A 21378-nucleotide genomic window follows, 5' to 3' on the forward strand; every position below is an offset into this window, starting at 1 on the left:
AAATTAAAAATTAACATTAAAACCAATTGAGTAGATTGCCATTGCCGGCAGCTTCATGTTAGTTCCTGTGTAAGGCAGAAAGTCAGGATCTAAACCGTCTTTATTTTTTCTCCAGAAGAAGCCAAGATTTCTTGCTGTAAAGGTTACAGACGCGCCTGTTATTGAACCTCTGTCAATTAGTTCTTTCAAATCATATTTTAGTGAAAGTTCTCTAAAACGAATATGATCTCCGTCGAAGATTTGATCTTCTCCATTTATATATCTTATGTAGCTTAGTCCTGTTGAACCTTGTATTCCCGGTACAGAAGTGGTAGCTTCATCTCCTGGATTTCTCCATCTTTGGTCTATGTCTGTATTCAAATCATATTGGTTAAATCTTCCTTGTCTGTTGACATAACCTCCGTAAGTTGGCTTAAACAATACGTAATCAAATTTGTAAGTTGCCAAGATGTACAATGAAACTTTTTTATAAGTGAAAGTGTGACTAAAACTTCCAAAATAAGAAGGAATATTGGTTCCCATATATTTCATATCATCAATTTCTTTAAGAGAAGTGAAAGAATTAACGATATTACCTGATTTATCATAAACCTGAGTTCTTCCTGTTGCATCTAATCCTGCAGATCTAAAAGCAAATACACTGTTTAGTGGATAGCCTTTAACGGGTGTTGTTCCGCCAGATCCATTTAAATATTGGCTGAAATTTTGAAAACGTGAATCGGTTACTTCTGAAGTATTATAAGAAACTACAAGACCTGAATCCCATGTAAAATCCTTACTTTTAAGAATGGTAGCATTTAAGCTTACATCTACTCCTTTTCCAGATATCGTTGCTGCATTCTGCTTTAAACTGTTATTTTGAACACCGTAAAATGGCGAAATTGGAAAATCTACAATTAGATCTTTACTATCCTTTGTGTAATATTCTATAGTACCGCCTAATCTATTGTTTAAGATAGAGAAATCTACTCCAAAATTTAAAATTGCTGTTTTTTCCCAACGCAGATTAGGATTTGCCGGCGCAGTAATAAATGCAAAAGGCTGCTGTGAAAAAGTATCTAAATTACTCAAACTAATGTTTGTAAAAGGGAAAACATCCAAATTGATATTCCCATTGTAACCGTAACTTGCGCGCAAAGACAGACTATTAAATAATTCGGATTCTTTAAGAAATGATTCTTCTTTAATATTCCATTTTGCCCCTGTAGACCATAGTGGAGTTCTTCTTAATCTTTTATCTACTCCAAAATTATTGTAGTCGTCTAAACGTGCACTTCCTGTAATGGTGTATTTATTTTTATAAGTATAACCAGCATTTCCATAGTAAGATAAAAATCTTCTGCGGACATCTTTATGATCGTTACCGTATTGAAGTGTATAGTTATATCCGTTCACATCAATATAATTCATTGAAGGAATATCGACAGAAGTTTGCGTTTTTGGATTATATCCAAACAATGTTCTGCTGTCTTGACTTTCTCTGGTCTCTCTGGCTTCAATACCTCCCATTGCATTAATCAAATGGTCTTGGCCTATTATCCCATCGTAATTTAATTGTCCTCTTACGGTGTAACTGCTTGTTCCAAATTCATTGTTTTGATAAATACCTCCTTTTGGAATTGCATTTACCAGATCGCCATTATTATTTATAGAAGTTGTCGAGTTGATTCTGTCACGCGCAAAAAATGTATCTTGGTTGTACATATTATCATTTGAGGTGCGTGAATCTTCTATAGAATACGTACCTACTGCGTCTAAACCTTTTAATATTGGTGCTGTAGCCGAAATAGTAGCACCAAAATTCAGTTCATTTGATGACTTATCGCTGTTTTTTAATTCATCGATATAATTGTAAGTCCATGGTAAATATCCGGCTTGCTCCAACGGAATAGTTTGCGCACTATAATAACGCTGATAATAATTTACTGAATTCCCGTCATCTCCAACAATTTGATCATAAGGCAGTAATGTATTCGCTGAAATACCCAACGGTTTAATTCCTAAACCATTATCCGCATATTTAAATATAGAACCTCTTAAACTTGTTGACATTTTTAAATAATTGAAGAGTTTAAAGTCCTGATTAGATAATAATGTCAAACGTTGTCCGCTATTTCCTTTTGCTTGAGTTTCTTCCTTAGAATACGATCCTGACATGAAATACGAATAATCGTTTTCTGCACCGCTGAATGATAAATTGTAATTTTGAGTAGTCGCAGCTTGCAGCAAATACTTTTCTGCTTGTCCATACGTGTTACGATTACGTAAAACATCTAAACCAGCATTTTTCTGAGCTTCTGTAATATCACCGCGTTTGTATTGAAACATCAAATCCATTCCCTGACTTACAGGAGTTGTCAGCATATAACTAATACTTGCCGGATCTGATACTAGGTTTTTATCTACAAATTCCTGCTCTAAATTCAGCACCTGAGACGAATTCATCAAAGGTAATTTTGACAAAGAAGGTTTGTTGGAAAAACCATAATTTTGAGAAAAATTGATTCTTGTTTTCCCTTGTTTTCCTTTTTTAGTATCAATTACCATAACTCCATTTGCCGCTCTTGCTCCATAAATAGAAGCTGATGCTGCATCTTTTAGAAACGTAATTTTCTCAATATCATTTGGGTTGATGGTTCTGATATCTAATTCTGTTGGTGTTCCGTCTAATACTATCAATGGCATTGCATTGGTTTCTAATGTAGATTTTCCTCTAATGGCAACATTATAACTATTTCTACCCTGACCGTCTCCATAGGTAGTTCCGTATACAAAAGTGTTGTCAGAATCTAAAATATTCAGCTGCAGACCCGCAACCTGACCTTCTAATCTATGAAGTACGTTGTTTACCGGAACTTTTTCTAAATCTTTAGCCGTAATTGCAACAAAAGATCCCGTAGAACGCTCCCTGTCAATTTTTTGATAACCTGTAGATACGATTTTTACTTCATCAAGTTTACTTACATCCTCCAATAAAATGGGATTAATAATTAAGCTGTCTGTAACTGTTACTTCTAATTTTTTGTATCCCAAATACTCAAAAATTAAAACGTCTCCTTTTTTGGCCATGATCTCATAAGAACCATCAAAGTTGGTAATCGCACCGTCTTTGGTACCTTTTACCCAAACGGTAGCCCCAATTAAAAATTCCTTTTTAACGTTTGTTACTACCCCTTTAATTTTAACTCTTTCTTCTGTAAGAGAAGATTTAATTGTTTTTGCTTTTTGGGTTAATGCAATAACAATCAATTTATTATTTACCAATTCGGCTTTATAATCATCGCCGATTAGTTCTTTTATAACATTCATTATATCAGCATTATTTACTGATATGTTTACTCGTCTCTGCGCATCGAAAACGTCATCACTGTAAAAAAACTCGACATTCGTTTTTTTCGTAATTGTTTTTAACACATTCGATACAGACTGGTTTTTCGCATTTATGCTTACTTTTTGGGAATAAGCAAATGCAACTATGTTAAAAAGAAAGATGGTTAATATTAGGGATTTCTTCATAATGTCAAGAAATTTATCCCAAAGAGCGGATTTTACCCCACAATCTTTTGCGGATAGTTTTTTTTTCATACTTTTAAATGTTTTGGTTGGTTAATAGATTTTAGACTCTCTTGTCGACTGAACAAATACTCGCCGGGAAATACGCCAATATTTTCCGGTTTTTTTTACTTAATTAAGGTTACTTCATACGTCTGGTTTACTTGGGTTATTTTATATTTAATATTGGATGTTTTAGTGATAATATCGAGCAGTCGATCTATTGGTTCTTCTTTGAGCACAATACCCGTAAACTTAATCTGCTCTAAAGATTTGTTCTCAAACTTTACATTAAAATTGTACCATCTCGACATTTTGGTCAGAATGCTTTTTAGGTCTTCATTTTCAAAATAAAACTTGCCGTCTTTCCAAGCTGTGTAAACAGACGGATCAACTTCTGCCACTTCTACACCTTGCTTTTTATGATATATTCTCCCTTGCTGTCCCGGTTTTAAAACAACAGTATTTTTATCTGAGGCATTTGCAGTTTCAGAAACGCTAACTTTTCCTTCGGCCAGAGTCGCTGCAAATACTTGATCTTCTATATACGAACTAATGTTAAAATGGGTTCCTAACACGGTTACATTACCTGATTTTGTTTTGACGGTAAATGGACTATGCGGATTTTTTGCTACTTCAAAATAAGCTTCTCCTTCTAAAACAACCGTTCTTTTGTTTCCGCTAAATTCTACTGGATATCGCAAAGATGATTTTGAGTTTAACCAAACTTTTGTTCCGTCAGAAAGATTTACGGCATAAATACCGCCAACAGGAACTATTAAAGTATTTTCTCCCGTTGAAGTACCTTGTAAATCTTTGGCATCATAAACCAAAACTTTATTTACGTTGGAGATCACACCATTTTTAGAAACAATCTTTTCTTTTTTAGGTTCTAAGGAAACCACTGTGCCATCTGCCAAAACTAAAGTTGGATTATTGTATTTTGGAGAAATACTGCTTACTACAATTTCTTGTTTTTGATTTTCTTTATTATTTCTAAAAATAAAAGCAGCAGAAAGTCCTGCTAAGACCAAAAAAACCGCTGCATATTTTAGCAGCTGTTTGTACCTGAATAAAGGAACAACAAGTGTATCTTTCTGATTGATCTTTTCTCTAATTTTTTCGAATGCAATATTGGTATTTATACCGCTGTAAAATGCTTCTTTTGATTTTAAGGTTTCGAAATTGATAACCTTTTGGTAATATTCCTGATTTTCGGACACAGAAAGCCATTCTTGCAAAAAAGCATTTTCTTCTATCGATAACTCTCCTACAAGCAATTCTTTCCTTATAAGATCAGCAACTATAAATTCTTTCTTTTCTGCAGCCATATTTTTGATATTAAGTATCGGTTATTAACACTTTAAGTAAATGTTATATAACTAAGAGTACGAAACATTAAAAATGGGTGGAAAGATTTTTGAAAAATTTTAAAGAAAAAGCAAAATAAATAAAAGTTCAGAGTGATTCTTAAGTTTTTCCTTTAATAATTCTATAGCGCGGGCACGCTGTGACTTGACCGTATTTACAGAAATAGCAAGCTGTTCGGCGATATCTTTGTATTTCATTCCCTCTAAACAAGAAAGTTCAAAAACTTCTTTACATTTTTCCGGCAGAGAATTTAAAGCTTCAATTAAGACAGAATATACTTCTTCTTCCAAAATATTAAAATCAAATTCTAATACCTCTTCAGAAATGGACTCATCAAGCTTAACGTTTTTTTGTTTCTGTTTTAATGCGCTTACAGAACCATTTTTTACCATTGTATACAAATAGGATTTGACATCGTTTACTTTTTCAAATTTTAAACGATTCTCCCATAACTGCAGCATAACATTTTCTACCACTTCTTCTGCAGCAAAATTATCCTTCAAATAGTTAAAACTATAGCTTACGAGTCTTGGATATAAGGAATAAAAAAGTTCCTTATAGTACACTTCATCGATTTTAATATTTTCTTGATCCGGATTAATTTCTCTATGCTTTTATATGCACAAATATAATTTTTAAATGAATAAAACTGTAATATCAGAACACAATTAGCATTAAATATCTAATATCATTAAAAAAAATGTAGGAAATAAACACTTTTTAGGAATTTATCCCAATGAATAATTATAAATCAAGGTCATTAAAAAATAATATGCTGCAGCGGGTATCTTATGAAGCACTATTAGAGGTATACTCTAAAATTATTTAAGTAAATATTTCTCTTATGATATTTTAACATTAATAACTTCTAAGAATAAGCAAGTTATAGCTTGCATTATTAGGTCTTAAAATGTTAAAATTTAGTTAAAGCAAAGTTATCGCTAAAAACACTTAAACAATAAACAAAATACTGATTTATAGCAATTTAAAACTTTAAAAAGTAAGTTTTACTTTAAGTAAATCTGCTCTTATTTATAAATTAATTATTATAAATGTAAAAAAAATACTATTACTAAATCATAAATAACTATTTTTACACAGTCTAAATAAGAATAGTATTCATTATTCTGTATAGAAAATTTACAATAAATAATTAATGAAAAATATAAGCTTTCCGCTGCCGATCACAAAAGCAATGATTACAATTTTGGTTTTAATACACGCTAACTTAATTCAAGCTCAAAATAAAACAGTTATAAGTGGAGTAATCAATAGTTCCGGCAGACCAATACCAAAAGCCGTAATTACATTGGAGCCTTCTGGTAAAACTATACTTTCTGATGATCAAGGCTTTTTCTCATTTTCTGGAATATCCAACGGAAGTTATACGATCAGAATTACGAATATGGGTTTTAAAGAATACATACAAGAAATCAGTTTAAACGGGCATTCACTGCAGCCGCTGCGTATTGAAATGGAACCCGGCATTGACCTGAAGGAAGTCAATGTAACCAGCCGCATTACAAAAAGCAATCCCGAAAACCTCGTTAATGCGCAGTACAGCGCAATGCCTGTCACTATTATAGACCGAAGAACTATAGAACTTATGGGCAGCCGCAGACTGGACGAAATATTAAAAGAACAAACCGGAATAGCCATCGTGAACAACATTGGCGGAGGCGCAAGATCTGTTGGAGTTCAAATGCAGGGTTTTGGCAGTGAATACATTATGGTGCTGATAGACGGCCAGCCTATGGTAGGAAGAAACAATGGAAATTTTGATTTATCGAGAATCAGCGTTTCTAATATTGAACGAATAGAGATTATAAAAGGTGCCTCTTCCAGCCTTTACGGAAGCGAAGCTCTTGGAGGAACAATTAATATTATTACGCGTCACGGCGTGGTAGATCCGCAGATGCAGGCAACTCTCAATTATGGTTCATTAAATATAATTGATGCCACTGTAGAAGGAGAAACTCCTTTTTTACAAAATAAAGGAACTGCCAATATTGCCGCAAATTATTACAGAACAGACGGCTTTAATACCAATTCAAAATACATTCAAGGTACAACTTCACCTCCTTACGACAATTACAGCCTGCAGGGACGTTCTCGTTATCAGGTAAGTGAAAATAGTTTTTTGGCGTTAAGCGGCCGTTACGGACTCAGACGTTCGTTTATGCAGAAAGATTTTGGGCTCGGTCACATATCCGGCGATCATCAGGACGAACAGGATCTTAATCTTTCTGTTTCTTTTGATCATCGTTTCAGCAGTAATTTAAGAAGTATTACCCGATACTATTTAACGCATTATTCGGCAGATATGAGTGTGGCATGGCAGCAAAATAATAGTGCTGTGAGTCAGGATGTTTTTAAACAAACATTGCATCGCGCTGAACAGCAGTTTTCATACAGCAGCAATAATTCCTATCAGCTTGTTGGTGGTTTTGGAGGCAGTATCGAGAATATGAACGATGATGCGTTGACCGGAGCAAACTCATTAGAAACACTATTCTCTTATGTTCAGGGAGAATGGACACCTTTTAAGAAAATAAAAGCGGTCGGCGGTTTACGATACGATTATACTAATAATTTTGGAGGAAGATTGAATCCAAGTTTTGGACTGCAGTATTTTATTACTCCAAAAATAACCTTTAAAACAGGAATAGGAACCGGTTTTAAAGCACCAGACTTCAAAACAAATTATCTTGTTTTTTATAATTCTAATGGAAATTATCTCGTAATCGGAAACGCTGTTTTGGCTCCCACGCTCCAACAGCTTCAGCAAGACGGACAAATAAGTGAAATCAGGCAGTACGTATTAAATCAGACGGCAGGAAACCTGCAGGCTGAGAAAAGCACTTCGTACAATGCGGGATTAATTTATGAGCCTTCTAAATCTTTAAAAATAGAAGGAAATGCTTTTTATCATAAAATAACCAATCAGATAAACAGCATACAAGTTGCTACGGGTGCGGGTAACAGAATTATTTATACGTACCAAAACCTGCCTGAAGCGGTAAACAAAGGTTTTGAGCTTGCCATAAAATTAAGTCCGCTCAAGAATCTGGAAATAAGTGCAGGTTATCAATATTTAATTGCTCAGGATCTCAGCGTTAAAGACAGCATCAGAGCAGGAAAATGGCCTTACAACCAAAACATACACGATCCTGCAACGGGAAATTCGTATAAACCCCGCCCTTCTGATTATTGGGGAATCGAAAACCGTTCTCGTCATATGGCCAATGCATCGATCTTTTACCGCCATGATCCTTGGAAAATCAACGCAAATGTCAGGGTGAATTTTAGAGGAAAATATCCGTTTGGAGATCGCAACGGAAACCAGTTTATAGACAAATACGACATTTTTGTCAAGGATTACGTTCTCACAAATGCCAGCATCGAAAAACAGATTTTAAAAGATCATCTCACCATTCGGTTTACCGCCGACAATATTTTTAATTACACCGATCCCTTAATGCCGGGACAGCCGGGAAGAATTCTCCTTGCAGGGGTAAGTTATCGTTTCTTTAAAAATAAATAGAAAATTTAAAAACTAAATAGTACCAAATGACAACAATTCAAACCATTAGAAAAAGCTCTATACTCCTACTTACATTGGCTGTGATGAGCTTTATTTCCTGCAGCAGTAATGAAGAAGATACAGCAGCCTCGCTTACAGACGGAAAAAGTAATGTTATTACAGATCTTGCGGGAGATACAGGAGCTTCTATGGGAAGCGGAACTGACGGAAAAGAGCAAAGAAGCTTTCATACTTTTTTATTTCGCTTCAGCGATCAAAAACAATTCTGGCTGCACACAAAAGCAGATTCTCTCCAATACATGAAAACAACCGACTGGGATCTTGCTTTTACGGGACCGTATAACAGTGAGGTTTTTGTAAACAATGCCAAATACCAATACAATCCAGGTTATGGCGGTCCAGCAGAAACTACGGCTGTTATACTCTTAAAAGAAGCCTATAAAAATGTAACACAGGCTCCTTCTGATGCTGATTTTAATACCAGCGAAATAACCAAAATTGGATGGTCCTCTTCTGAAAGTTCTGCCGGCTGGTTTTATTATAGTTTAAGCAGTCACATCATGCAGGCTATTCCGGATCGCACGTATGCTATACGACTTCCAAGTGGAAAATATGCCAAGTTACAGCTTGTAAATGCTTATAAAGGAAATCCTCCGGCGGTTACAGATCTTAACTGGCCTGCTCCCTATTTTACCTTTAGATATTTTGTACAAACTGACGGAACTAAAAATTTAAGCACAAACTAATACTGCACTATGAAAAAAATGAAAGCCCTAATGAATAAAATACCCTCTGGAATAATGATGGTGTTTTTTATCGCTGCACTATCTACAGCATGTTCTTCTGATGAAAAAACTGCCGAAGAAAATGGAAGCGAAGAAAATCCAGGTACCGAAATACCAGATCCAAATCTTTATAATAAAGTTATTCATGTAAAAAATTATCAGGGAAGTACTTCAGATGCAAATCCAACCGCTCCTTCAGCAACATTATATTACAGTCTTGAAGAAAATAAAGCGGTAGAGGGTTCTTATAAAAAAACTAAAAAATGGGATTTAGCTTTTGGCGGACTTTATGCAAGTTTCTTATCGGGAAATAACAGCAGTAATATGCAGAATAACGGTTACTTGGGAGGCGGCGCTGGCGGTATTACGATTGTTGCTAAACATTTTAATGATGTAGTCGATGTTCCTGCTGACAGTGAGTTTAAAACGGGTATCGACCTTATTGGAACAGATGACGCGGGTTCTTTTGGCAACGGAATCGGATGGTATTTATACGATTTTGGAGGTGAAGTGGTAACCGATGGAACTAATCCGCAGAAAGCTCACGTGGCTTATGCGCTTGGAGAGCCTCTTAAAATTAACAACGGAACTGTTATTCCGGCCAGAACTATTATTCTTAAAACCGCAAACGGAAATTATGCTAAAATTAAAATGATTTCTGTTTACAAAGATATTTATACTCCGGCAGAATGGTTTAAAGATACCCCACATATGTACTACACTTTTGATTACGTGATGGTTCCAAGCGGAAGTACCAAATTTGAAATTAAATAACCAATCCAAATAATAATCAATGAATACTAAAATCATTACATTAAAAACGCTTTTGTTTTTTACTGCTTTTGCATTCTTCGGTCTCTTAACTTCATGCGATAATGAAGAGGAAAGATGGACAGATGTAAAAGAAGATCCTGTTACAGAAATCATCACCGATCTGGATGCCAGAAGAATTATATCTTTTAAAGTAACAAATCCCGGTGAAGCTCAGGCTATATACAGTGCTGTAAATAATCTTGAAAAAACAATTACTGTTTATCTGCCGTCTTATTATGAATATCAATATCTGGAAACAGCAATAGCACTTCCTGAAAAAACGACTATTTCTCCTGCAGCAACAGAGCTGATTCCTGTATTCAGCAAAACTCCTGTTACGTATACAACTAAAGCCGCAGACGGAACAACAGCAGTTTACACCGTCAAAATTGTGATACAACAGCCTAAAATAATTTTAAATGAATTATCGACTGCGACATCTACGTATACCGTTCAGGCAGGAGGTTCTATAACAGTGAAGGGAGAAAATTTTGTGCCGTCGTACGAAGTAACCAAAATGTTTATTGTAGATGCACAGGGAAATAAGAAACTTCAAATGAAGCAATATAATGATGGACTTGATATTGCAAGTTTTTACATTACATACTCTTTTGGAGCTATTGATACAGGACTTCAAACCGATACTGATTATTGGATACTCATAGAAAGTTATAACCTGTCTGCTACTATGAAACTCCCTTTTAGAATAAGATAATAAATAAAATTTAGAAAATATAAATGCCTGTATTGAATGTTGAGGTAATGAAAGAAGCCAACTAATCTATTAATATAAATAATTATGAAAAAATTAATTTTATCAATTGTAGCATTGGCTGCTATTTCACTTACATCTTGCAGCTCTGACGAACAAACTAACGATTTACAAGGGCAGGCTCAAGAACAACAAGTTTCAAATAATACGCGTAAAGCAGCTTTAGCAGAATTATGCTCAGTTACCTCAACATCTATAACGGTAACAAGATGGCAGGCACCATCATCTGTCGATTCTAACTGGACACCAGTATCTGCCGCTATCGGCGGTGTTAATGTACAGTGGGAAGGTATTTATGGTGCTTCTATTCGTCCAACTGGCAACGCAGCACAATGGTATGTAGGTACAATAGCTTTAAACAGCAGCTGTGATGAGTGGGATATCTGGAAAGCAAACATTCTGGTTAAAAATGCATCTGCAAATTTAGGAACCGCTCCAACAGATCCGTACAATGTATTAGGATATCATGGAACTATCTCAGGATCAAATTATGGATTAGGATATTATTCTTATGATATTTCTACACATATAATGACTCCGGCAAGAGCAATAGTAATCTGGAAAACATCTGGAACAAATTCTCAATCGGTTACTAGTCCTTCATCAGCTACAGAAGCTTATCTGGTTAAAGTAACGGCTGTTACTCCTGGAACTTCAAGCAGTACTATAAGCTATAATTGGACACAAGTATTGTAATTAATAACAACGTAAAAAGAACATGGGATCACGAAATAGACAAAGGTAATTGCAGCAAAAGCTGACCGGCAATCTCTGCAGGCACCCAGCCCCATATCATTCTCCCATGATTATCAAACGGCTTTATAATTACCGTAAGCATTGAATATACAGGCATTTTAAAATATAAAAGCCCTTTTCAATAAGTGGCAAAAGTAACAATAAATAAAATTATTTAAAAATTAAATAACGAATAAAATCATGAATAAAAAAAACAATCTGAATACCTTTCTATATGCCATTGGAGCACTTTTTTTATCAGCATTATTTTTTTCTTGTGATACCGAATATATTGATAAGGTCAATTCTGTTCCCGGCGACGTAATAAAAGTCTCCGGATATACCCATATTGAATCCTTTATTATAAAAGATACAGAAAATAACGCCATAAGTGCTGCGCTTACGACAGACAATATCGTAGTTACATGGAGCAATTATATGGCTCTTCCGGCAACTATTAAACCCGAGATTGTTCTGGGTACCGATGCTGTGATTTCTCCAGCATCTGGTCAAGAAGTTCCTTTTAAGGATGGTACTGTTTATACTGTTACCTCAAAAGCCGGTACAAAAAAACAGTATACGCTAAAAATAGACCTCAGACAAAAAGAACCTAAAGCATGGAATTATAATGGAGGGGATGTTTTAAGCAAAGGAGCATTGCTGAAAATGACAAACGATGCTCAAACAAATGCTATATCCGATTTATGGCTGAATATAAATGAAACAAGAGTCTATTTTGTATCTGCAACTGACCAGACGGAATACACCGCAGAAACAGTTTATGTGGGCAGCGGAGAAACTACAGGACCGTTTAATACTTATGGAATTTATTATTTTCTTCCAGAAAACATAGCAGTAGGAATGTATGATATGCGCATAAAAAATGGTGCCTATACATTGCAGAATGCAAGTGTCGAAAACAGATTTAAAATAGAAATCATCGAGCCGGTTAATTTTTCAGCCACATTATATGGTTCTCCTGCGACAAAACAAATAGGAGAAACACTAGAAATAAGAGGTGCATTATTAAATACTACTACATCTGTAGAAATGTATGATAGCAGTAACAGTGCTGTAATTTACCCTGTAGAAATTGTCAGCCTTACACCATACAGAGCTGTATTAAAAATCCCTGCCGGAACGCCCGCCGGAATATACAATAGAATGAGATTTAGAAGAGGCACTTCCAGTACACTTACCGCTTACACGGTAACTGTAAAATAATAATATTTGAGGTTAAGAAAATTGTTTAAAAAAGCCTTTAGATTCTTATATCCAAAGGCTTTTTATATGAAATTTTATATTCTGAAAACTAATTTACACAGCCAAAGAATACTATTTCTAAAGCTGGTTTTATTTATTCAGCAGAAAGAGAATTCATGTCAATTACAAATCTGTATTTTACATCACCTCTTTCTAAACGTTCAAAAGCTGCGTTTACATCCTGAATATTAATAATCTCACTTTCAGCAGTAATATTATGCTCAAAGCAGAAATCAAGCATTTCCTGAGTTTCAGCTATTCCTCCTATATTAGAACCCGAAAAACTTTTTCTGCCCATAACAACATTAAATGCCCCTATTTCTAAAGCTTCTGGAGGCAGACCCACAAGCACAACACTTCCATCGTGACGAAGCAGGTTAAGATATATATTGACATCATGCTTTGCCGAGACAGTATCTAGTATAAAATGAAGGCTTCGAGCATATTGCTGCATTTTTTCATTGTCTGATGACAAAACAGCTTCGTCTGCTCCTAATCGTATAGCATCTTCTACTTTTGATGGCGAAGTGGTAAAAACGGTTACATGCGCACCCATCGCTTTGGCAATTTTAACAGCCAAATGTCCAAGACCGCCAATTCCTAATATTCCTATTTTTTTTCCGGGTCCTGCCTGCCAGTGTTTCAATGGAGAATAAACTGTGATTCCCGCACAAAGTAAAGGTGCAGACGCAGCCAAATCTTGGAACTCGGGCATGTGCAATACATATCGCTCATGACATACATATGTTTTTGAAAAACCTCCTAAAGTTGCTCCTCCAAGATATTTATCCGGACTGTTAAACGAATACGTTGTTCCCTCATCACAGAATTGTTCTATACCGTCATTACAATATTCGCAATGATCACAGCTATCTACGATACAACCAACTGCTGCAAGCTCACCAACTTTAAAATTCTTTACATGGTTTCCTACTGCTGTTACTCTGCCTACCATTTCGTGGCCGGGAACAATAGGAAACATAGTTCCTCCAAAATCATCTTTAATCTGATGCAGATCAGAATGACAGATCCCGCAGTATAAAATTTCAAATTCTACATCATGAGCCTGAATTTCCCTGCGGTCAATTAACATTTCTTTTAGTGGTTCTGCTGCAGACGTTGTTCCGTATGCTTTTGTTTGTTTTGTTTGTTTTGTTTGCATGCTATTATTTATATATTTTATTCGTATTTAATATGTATTGTATTCTTCGTCGCTTACAGGCTGCAACCATTCTGTTTTATCCTTATCGTATTCAGGAACAATTGCAATATGACGCATCATGCTGTCGTTTGAAGCTCCATGCCAATGCTCTGTATTTTTTGGAATTTTAACCACATCACCTTTTTGTATTAACTGAATAGGCTTGCCTTTTTCCTGATAATACCCAATTCCTTCAATTACAAATAATAACTGACCGCTTGAGTGTTTGTGCCAATTGGTTCTGGCTTTGGGTTCAAAAGTTACCGTTCCAGCATTGATGTTATAACCTTCCTCTGGTTTTACATTCATATTTACCCAGACAGTTCCTGTAAAATTTGCTGCGGGTGCCGCGTTTCCTTTATCTGTAAATGATGTCATTTTTTGATTTTTATAATTACTATTAACTTGTGCTTTTACTGCAGCTATTCCTATAAAAAGAAAACCAAGCAACGTTAGTAAAAGTCTTATTTTCTTTTCTCTAAGATTTGAATTTATCATTAGCTGCTTTTAATTTTTAGACGTTATAATAATAGTTTTACTTACCCACTCTATCCTGTAATTGCTGCGGATAACGTGCGCCGACAATTTCTATATCTTTAAGTGCCAAATCGATATTATCCAATTCGTCTTTGCTTAAATGAACAGCTGCTCCTCCAATGTTCTCCTCTAGACGATGTACTTTCGTCGTTCCCGGAATTGGCACAATCCAAGGTTTTTGTGCAAGTAACCAAGCTAATGCAATCTGCGACGGCGCTGCTGTTTTTTCTGCCGCGATAGATTTTATTAAATCTACTAATGCCTGATTCGCTTTTCTATTTTCTTCAGAAAATCTGGGTACGATGTTTCGAAAATCAGAAGCTTCAAATTTTGTTTCTTCGTTTATGGCTCCGGTCAGAAAACCTTTTCCTAATGGACTGAAAGGCACAAAACCAATTCCTAATTCTTCTAAAGTCGGAATAATCTCTTTTTCAGGTTCCCGATAGAATAATGAATATTCGCTTTGCAGTGCAGCAACCGGCTGAATTTTATGAGCTCTGCGAATCGTTTCTGAACCTGCTTCAGAAAGACCAAAATGTTTTACTTTACCTTCCTGAATTAATTCTTTTACCGTTCCTGCAACCTCTTCTATAGGTACATTAGGATCGACCCTATGCTGATAAAGCAAATCAATATAATCTGTTTTCAACCTTTTAAGTGAAGCTTCTACAACTTCTCTAATTCTGGCAGGACTGCTGTCTAAACCTTTGGTAGAATCACCACCCTGAAAACCAAATTTGGTTGCAATAACTGTTTCCTTTCTAAACGGTTCTAAAGCTTCGCCTACTATTTCTTCATTTGTAAAAGGCCCATAACATTCTGCAGTATCAAAAAAAGTGATGCCTTGTTCAAATGCTTTTCTTATCAAGGTAACGGCTTCTTGCTTTTCTGTTGGTTTACCATATCCGAAACTTAATCCCATACAACCCAATCCAAGAGCCGAAACTTCTAATCCATTTTGTCCTAATATTCTCTTTTCCATAATTTCAATTTTTATTATTTTTATCTGTTGGGTGTAATTATTTTCAACACATAGAAACATAGTTTTTTGAAGATTAAAAAAAGGCGTTTCACTAATCTAAATGCACATAGTCTATCTAGGTGTGGAAACTGGTTTCTTTTGATCTCTTTTTCGACACAATCCCGTCCAGATGCTTCGGGATCTTTACTATGTTTCTATGTGTTAAAGTATATTCTTATAATTTTTTCCAACAGGTTATTTTTAAAATATAACAGCTGTAGATTTTAGAATAACCCAGCTCTTATTTTGTTTTTCAAGAAGCATTGTCTGCTGCAGACGCCAGGTATTCCGTGTACCCCAGATTCTCGCATCCAAAAGATTTTGGCCAACAAATGTGGCTTTGTCGCCCTCAATTGTAACAGAAGTTTTTACCTCCTGATAGTAGTAATATTTCATTCGTTCGCTTTCAATTTCTGCAAACCATTCCTCTTTAGACTGAACATAACCTGTAATGTGTGTGAGTGTAAAATTTACATCTACTATCTTATTCATTCCTGCCGTATTCTGGTCAATCATAAAATCTGTGAGCTGACGCGTTACATCAAGAATTTGTGTTTTATTATCTGTAGCAGCCGATTCCATATTTACTTTTGGTTTTGATTGTGATTGATTTAATAATTACATACTGCCAATCCATTTTACAATCTCGGGATCACGATGATCAAAGAATGCGCTCTTTTTGGTATCTAAAATGGAAATTACATCCATGTCTTCCAAGCTTAACTCAAAATCAAAAATGTCAATATTTTCTATAATTCTTTCTTTTTTAGCCGATTTAGGAATAGATACAACATCTCTTTGTACCAGCCAGCGCAAAATAATCTGAGCCACACTTTTTTCGTATTTTTCTGCTATTGAAACCAATAATTTATTGGTAAACATATCATTTCTACCTTCTGCAAACGGTCCCCAGCTTTCGATCTGAACATTGATTCCTTTTAAAAAATTTTGGGTTTCCATCTGCTGGCAGAATGGATGTGTTTCAATTTGGTTTACCGCAGGTACGACTTTATTATGAATAATTAAATCCATCAAACGATCGGGTTGAAAATTACTCACACCAATTGCTTTAGTCTTTCCTTGGGCATACAATTCTTCCATCGCGCGCCACGAACTGTAAACATCTCCGTATGGCTGATGGATGAGGTATAAATCAAGGTAATCTAACTGCAATTTTTTAAGCGAAGTTTCAAATGCTTTTTTTGTTTTTTCAAAACCTGTATCCGAAACCCAAAGTTTTGTTGTTACAAACAATTCTTCTCTTTTTATGCCGCTTTTTTTAATAGCTCTTCCTACTGCTTCTTCATTTCCATAAGCAGCCGCGGTGTCAATTAATCTGTAACCTGCTTCGATGGCATTTATTACACTTTTTTCACATTCATCTGCGTTTGAAATCTGGTAAACACCAAATCCGAGAATAGGCATTTCGATTCCGTTATTTAAAATAATATTTTTCATTTTTTTTATTTAAAAATTGATAATAAACTGCCTCTTTATTCTTCTGACAAACCAAGCAATTCGTCGTTAAGTCTAGCTCCCTGAAAAGTTATTTTTGCTAATCCTTCTTCAATTTCCTGTAAGTCTTTTGCAGCAAGCTCAACAGCTACAGATTTAATATTATCCTCTAGGAATTCGATTTTATCCATTCCCGGAATCGGCACAATAAACGTTTTTTGAGCCAATAACCAAGCCAGTGCAATTTGTACCGGTGTAGCATTTTTTCTGTCAGCAATTTTCGTAAGCAGTTCTACAACAGGCATGTTGGCTCTAATTGCTTCTGGTGTAAATCGCGGAAAAGCAGCACGAAGATCTGTATCACTGTCAAATTTGGTATCAGGAGTAATTTTACCCGTTAAAAAACCCGTTCCAATTGGCGCCCAAGGCACAAAACCAATTCCTAATTTTTCGCAAATTGGTAAAACGCTGGTTTCCGGTTCTCTCGTCCAGATTGAATATTGATTCTGAACCGCTGAAACAGGCTGAATATTGTGAGCACGCTGAATCGTTTCGGCACCCGCTTCTGAAAGTCCAAAATATTTTACTTTTCCTTCCTGAATTAAATCTCTAATAGTTCCTGCCACATCTTCAATAGGTACATTTGGATCTACACGATGCTGATACAATAAATCTATATAATCTGTTTGCAGTCTTTTTAAAGACGCTTCGACTACCTTGCGTATGTGTTCCGGTTTACTGTTTATTCCAGTGTCTGAAATCATTCCGAATTTTGTAGCAATAATGACATCTTTACGAAAAGGTTTCAACGATTCGCCAACTAATTCTTCATTTGTATAAGGTCCATAAGCTTCTGCAGTATCAAAAAAAGTAATGCCTTTTTCATAAGCAGAACGGATTACTTTAATTCCATCATTTACAGCCGCAGCTTTTCCTGTTCCGAAACTTAAATTCATACATCCCATTCCTAATGCTGAAACTTCTAAACCCTGCGTGCCTAATATTCTTGTCTTCATTTTTAAATATTTTATAATTCTTTATATAATGATCTTGCCAGCATTTTGATACTACAAAGTTCTTTCAATAATATTGTCGGGTTATTATACATATTACTGTTGTTATTACCATTTTTACTGATTTGAACATGCTTGCTAACTAATTAGCAATCTGAGTAGTATATTTGTATACTCATTTGAACTGCTCATGTTATGGAACATATTATAAAACTTGAAAAAATTGCTGCTTATAATAAATTGAAAGGTGTTGAAACCCAGCATCCTTTAATAAGTGTATACGATAATTCAAATTCCAAAGCGCTGCCCAACAACAATCGTATGCATTTTGGTTTTTATGCAGTATTTCTAAAAGCCGGAAACTGCGGCGAATTAAAATATGGACGTAATAACTATGATTACGACGATGGTACAATGGTTTTTGTAGCTCCTGGACAAGTACTAGAGGTTAAAAATGAAGATAATTACCAGCCAACAGGAATGGGACTTCTTTTTCATCCTGATCTGATAAAAGGGACTTCGCTGGCAAAATTAATGAGTCAGTATTCTTTTTTCTCGTATGAATTTCACGAGGCTCTTCATTTGTCTTTAAAAGAACAGCAGATTATAAAAGATTTGTTTAATAAATTACAATACGAACTCAGCCAGTCTATTGATAAACACAGCAAAAGTATTATAGCAAATAATATCGAACTGATGCTGAATTATTGTGTGCGCTTTTATGACAGACAGTTTATAACCCGCGAAAACATCAATACAGATATCTTATCAAAATTCGAAAATCTGCTTAATGACTATTTTCAATCAGAAAATGCGCAGCATATTGGTCTGCCTACAGTTGGATATTTTGCAGATCTATTGCATCTTTCTCCTAATTATTTTGGCGATCTGATTAAAAAGGAAACAGGAAAATCTGCTCAGGAAAATATTCAGTTAAAGTTAATTAATCTGGCAAAAGAGCGAATTTTTGATACCGAGAAATCAATCAGCCAGATCGCATTTGAACTTGGATTCAAATATCCACAGCATTTTAATCGAATGTTTAAAAAGAATACAGGATATACTCCGATTGAATATCGAAGTTTAAACTAAAAAAGTTAGAGATTACGGCCCATAATAATTACTCACGAATATCCTTTATAACTATACACTTTTAGTATAAAGGTGTAATTTATAAAATAACCGTATTTTTGTATTTCTACAAAACGATTTATTCATGCATATTTTAATTATTGAAGACGATAAACGCGTGGCCGAACTTATTCAAAGAGGTTTAGAGGAGCAGGATTTTCAAACTTCTGTGGCTTATGATGGTGTTTCGGGTTTAAAAATGGTTTTGCATAATGAATTCGATTTTGTGATTACCGATATCATTCTTCCTAAAATGGACGGTCTGGATTTATCTCGGGAAATTAGAAGTTTAAAACCAGATTTACCTATTATTATGCTTACCGCTCTGGGAACAACTGATGATAAAATTGATGGTTTTGATGCCGGAGCAGATGATTACATGGTAAAGCCATTTGAAATTCGGGAATTGGTAGTACGCATCAAAACATTATTAAAAAGATATCAATACCGAAGTTCAAATCCTGGTTTTATTTTGCGTTTCAGCGATCTTGAAATGAATTTGAATACCAAAATTGTAAAGAGAAATAATATAGAAATAAGCCTGACACCAAAAGAGTTTAAGCTTTTAGAATACATGATGCAAAACTCAGAAAGAGTACTTTCCCGCAATGAAATTTCTGAAAAAGTATGGGAAACAAATTTTGACACAGGTACCAATTTTATTGATGTATACATTAACTATCTTCGAAAGAAAATAGACAAGAACTTTGATAATAAACTGATTCACACAAAATCAGGAATGGGTTTTATTCTAAAAAATGAAGAATGAAAATTACCTTAAAACTTACCATTCTTTTTACCATAATTACAGCCGGAATCTTATTTCTGTTTGCTTTTATCATTTTTCAATACGCCAAAAATGACCGCGAAAATGAATTTTATGACCGCATAAAAATCAAGTCTTATGTAAAAGGAGAATTGTTTTTTGATGCAAAAGCCTCGCCATCTACACTTCAGGATATTCATATGAATAATCTTAAAGTTATGAATGAAGCCGAGATTGCCATTTATGATGCTGATTTTAATTTGCTTTTTCACGATAACAAAGCGGCAGACAGAATCAAAGAAACACCAGAAATGTTACAAAACATTCTTAAAAATGGTGAACTAAAATCTTATATAGGCGATTGGCAGATGGTAGGTGAAGTATATCATTTTGGAGAAAAAAAATACATCATTACAGCTATAGCCTACGATCATTACGGGTATAACAAAATTGACGATATGTATACGCATATGGTTTATGCTTACATACTTTCAATTGTAGTAATTTGTCTTTCGGGATTGTTTTTTTCTAAAAAAGCTTTTGAACCTGTGAAAGACATGACCCGAAAAGTAAATAAAATTACAGCCAGTAAATTTAACGTAAGACTGGATGTTAAAAACAGCAAAGATGAATTGTCTGCTTTAGCCATTACTTTTAATGAAATGCTCGACAGATTAGAAAATTCTTTTGAAACCCAAAAAAGCTTTGTTTCTAATATTTCGCACGAACTTCGAACTCCGCTCTCTGCTATTATTGCAGAACTTGAACTTTCTCTTTCAAAAAATCACAAGGAAGAAGAATACAGACAGGCTATTGAAAATACAATGCTTGATGCCCAGCGATTGGTGAGATTATCATCAAGTCTGCTGGATCTTGCCAAAGCAAGTTATGATCCTTCTGAAATTTCTTTTAAAGAAATACGAATTGATGAAATTTTACTCGATGCCCGTCAGATGGAACAAAGACTAAATTCTGAGAATAAAATCGACATTCATTTTGATGTTGATTTCGAAAACGATCAGGAAATGCTAATCTCCGGCAATGAATATTTATTGAAAGTAGCATTTGCCAATATTTTTAATAATGGCTGTAAATATTCCTTTGATAAAAGATGCAGTGTCGCAGTATCTTTTGAAAATAATAAGATCATTTTACTTTTCTCTAATAAAGGAATCGGAATTAATCCCGAAGAATTGGATTCGATTTTTAAACCCTTTTTCCGTGGAGAAAATAAGCAGATTGCTCACGGTAACGGAATTGGACTTTCGCTAACGCAAAAAATAATTGCACTTCACAAAGGAACTATTTCTGTTACTTCTGAAATTAATAAAGAAACCAGCTTTAAAGTTATTCTCCCTTTGGCTGCTTTCTAATGAAATTCTAATTTTTTTCTATAACCTTTCTAATGGCTGTCATTGC

19 protein-coding genes are annotated in these 21378 nt (G+C 34.8%); 9 read left to right on the top strand and 10 right to left on the bottom strand.

Translation table 11 applies throughout. The annotated features are described in order from the left end of the window. Positions 1-3: 3 nt before the first annotated feature. The 3 genes from B0A68_RS09180 to B0A68_RS09190 all read right to left on the bottom strand — a co-directional run bounded on the left by B0A68_RS09180 (position 4) and on the right by B0A68_RS09190 (position 5489). Complete coding sequence (locus B0A68_RS09180) at positions 4-3585, bottom strand: SusC/RagA family TonB-linked outer membrane protein (RefSeq protein WP_035679981.1); 3582 nt, start codon at positions 3583-3585, stop codon at positions 4-6. A gap of 95 nt (positions 3586-3680) precedes the next feature. After that, positions 3681-4883, bottom strand: coding sequence for a FecR family protein (locus B0A68_RS09185; protein ID WP_051892412.1), 1203 nt, complete (start codon positions 4881-4883; stop codon positions 3681-3683). A 99-nt stretch (positions 4884-4982) separates the two neighbouring features. After that, a complete protein-coding gene (locus B0A68_RS09190; protein ID WP_165571315.1) occupies positions 4983-5489 on the bottom strand; it encodes an RNA polymerase sigma-70 factor in 507 nt (168 codons plus the stop codon). A 590-nt stretch (positions 5490-6079) separates the two neighbouring features. Between B0A68_RS09190 and B0A68_RS09195 the strand changes: the two genes are divergently transcribed. From B0A68_RS09195 to B0A68_RS09215, 5 genes are all read left to right on the top strand, one after another. Beyond that, positions 6080-8467, top strand: coding sequence for a TonB-dependent receptor (locus B0A68_RS09195; RefSeq protein ID WP_084678950.1), 2388 nt, complete (start codon positions 6080-6082; stop codon positions 8465-8467). Positions 8468-8493: 26 nt separating this feature from the next. Continuing rightward, complete coding sequence (locus B0A68_RS09200) at positions 8494-9213, top strand: HmuY family protein (protein ID WP_035679975.1); 720 nt, start codon at positions 8494-8496, stop codon at positions 9211-9213. 30 nt (positions 9214-9243) lie between these two features. Further along, on the top strand, positions 9244-10026 hold the full coding sequence (locus tag B0A68_RS09205; RefSeq protein WP_165571314.1) for an HmuY family protein: 783 nt from the start codon (positions 9244-9246) through the stop codon (positions 10024-10026). 19 nt (positions 10027-10045) lie between these two features. Next, on the top strand, positions 10046-10780 hold the full coding sequence (locus B0A68_RS09210; protein ID WP_035679973.1) for a hypothetical protein: 735 nt from the start codon (positions 10046-10048) through the stop codon (positions 10778-10780). Between the two features lie 84 nt (positions 10781-10864). Then, positions 10865-11533, top strand: coding sequence for a hypothetical protein (locus tag B0A68_RS09215; protein WP_035679970.1), 669 nt, complete (start codon positions 10865-10867; stop codon positions 11531-11533). Between the two features lie 28 nt (positions 11534-11561). Here the strand turns inward: B0A68_RS09215 and B0A68_RS24760 are convergent, their stop codons facing one another. Next, positions 11562-11690: a hypothetical protein gene (locus B0A68_RS24760; protein WP_262486738.1), complete on the bottom strand. Its 129-nt coding sequence runs from the start codon at positions 11688-11690 to the stop codon at positions 11562-11564. Positions 11691-11773: 83 nt separating this feature from the next. Between B0A68_RS24760 and B0A68_RS09220 the strand changes: the two genes are divergently transcribed. After that, positions 11774-12796, top strand: a complete 1023-nt coding sequence (locus B0A68_RS09220) for a hypothetical protein (RefSeq protein ID WP_035679966.1) — start codon at positions 11774-11776, stop codon at positions 12794-12796. Positions 12797-12929: 133 nt separating this feature from the next. Here the strand turns inward: B0A68_RS09220 and B0A68_RS09225 are convergent, their stop codons facing one another. From B0A68_RS09225 to B0A68_RS09250, 6 genes are all read right to left on the bottom strand, one after another. After that, positions 12930-13997: an NAD(P)-dependent alcohol dehydrogenase gene (locus B0A68_RS09225; RefSeq protein WP_035679960.1), complete on the bottom strand. Its 1068-nt coding sequence runs from the start codon at positions 13995-13997 to the stop codon at positions 12930-12932. A 27-nt stretch (positions 13998-14024) separates the two neighbouring features. Continuing rightward, positions 14025-14534: a (R)-mandelonitrile lyase gene (locus tag B0A68_RS09230; protein WP_240475217.1), complete on the bottom strand. Its 510-nt coding sequence runs from the start codon at positions 14532-14534 to the stop codon at positions 14025-14027. Positions 14535-14571: 37 nt separating this feature from the next. Next, the gene (locus B0A68_RS09235; RefSeq protein ID WP_035687591.1) at positions 14572-15555 is read right to left on the bottom strand and encodes an aldo/keto reductase; all 984 of its coding nucleotides are present in this window, start codon (positions 15553-15555) and stop codon (positions 14572-14574) included. Positions 15556-15795: 240 nt separating this feature from the next. Continuing rightward, positions 15796-16176, bottom strand: a complete 381-nt coding sequence (locus B0A68_RS09240; RefSeq protein ID WP_035679956.1) for a nuclear transport factor 2 family protein — start codon at positions 16174-16176, stop codon at positions 15796-15798. Between the two features lie 36 nt (positions 16177-16212). Continuing rightward, complete coding sequence (locus B0A68_RS09245; protein WP_035679952.1) at positions 16213-17052, bottom strand: aldo/keto reductase; 840 nt, start codon at positions 17050-17052, stop codon at positions 16213-16215. Between the two features lie 35 nt (positions 17053-17087). Then, positions 17088-18065 carry an aldo/keto reductase gene (locus tag B0A68_RS09250; RefSeq protein ID WP_035679949.1) on the bottom strand — a complete coding sequence of 326 codons (978 nt, stop codon included), beginning with the start codon at positions 18063-18065 and terminating at the stop codon, positions 17088-17090. Between the two features lie 192 nt (positions 18066-18257). On the opposite strand from B0A68_RS09250, the gene B0A68_RS09255 reads away from it, so the two are divergent. The 3 genes from B0A68_RS09255 to B0A68_RS09265 all read left to right on the top strand — a co-directional run bounded on the left by B0A68_RS09255 (position 18258) and on the right by B0A68_RS09265 (position 21332). Beyond that, positions 18258-19154 carry a helix-turn-helix domain-containing protein gene (locus tag B0A68_RS09255; protein WP_035679944.1) on the top strand — a complete coding sequence of 299 codons (897 nt, stop codon included), beginning with the start codon at positions 18258-18260 and terminating at the stop codon, positions 19152-19154. Between the two features lie 124 nt (positions 19155-19278). Continuing rightward, entirely contained in the window at positions 19279-19962 is a 684-nt protein-coding gene (locus tag B0A68_RS09260; protein ID WP_035679940.1) for a response regulator transcription factor, read from the top strand. Further along, a complete protein-coding gene (locus B0A68_RS09265) occupies positions 19959-21332 on the top strand; it encodes a HAMP domain-containing sensor histidine kinase (RefSeq protein ID WP_035679937.1) in 1374 nt (457 codons plus the stop codon). The genes B0A68_RS09260 and B0A68_RS09265 overlap by 4 nt, the downstream gene beginning before the upstream one ends. The last annotated feature ends 46 nt before the right edge of the window (positions 21333-21378 follow it).

Origin of the sequence: Flavobacterium reichenbachii (assembly GCF_002217435.1) — a bacterium.
GTDB lineage: Bacteria > Bacteroidota > Bacteroidia > Flavobacteriales > Flavobacteriaceae > Flavobacterium > Flavobacterium reichenbachii.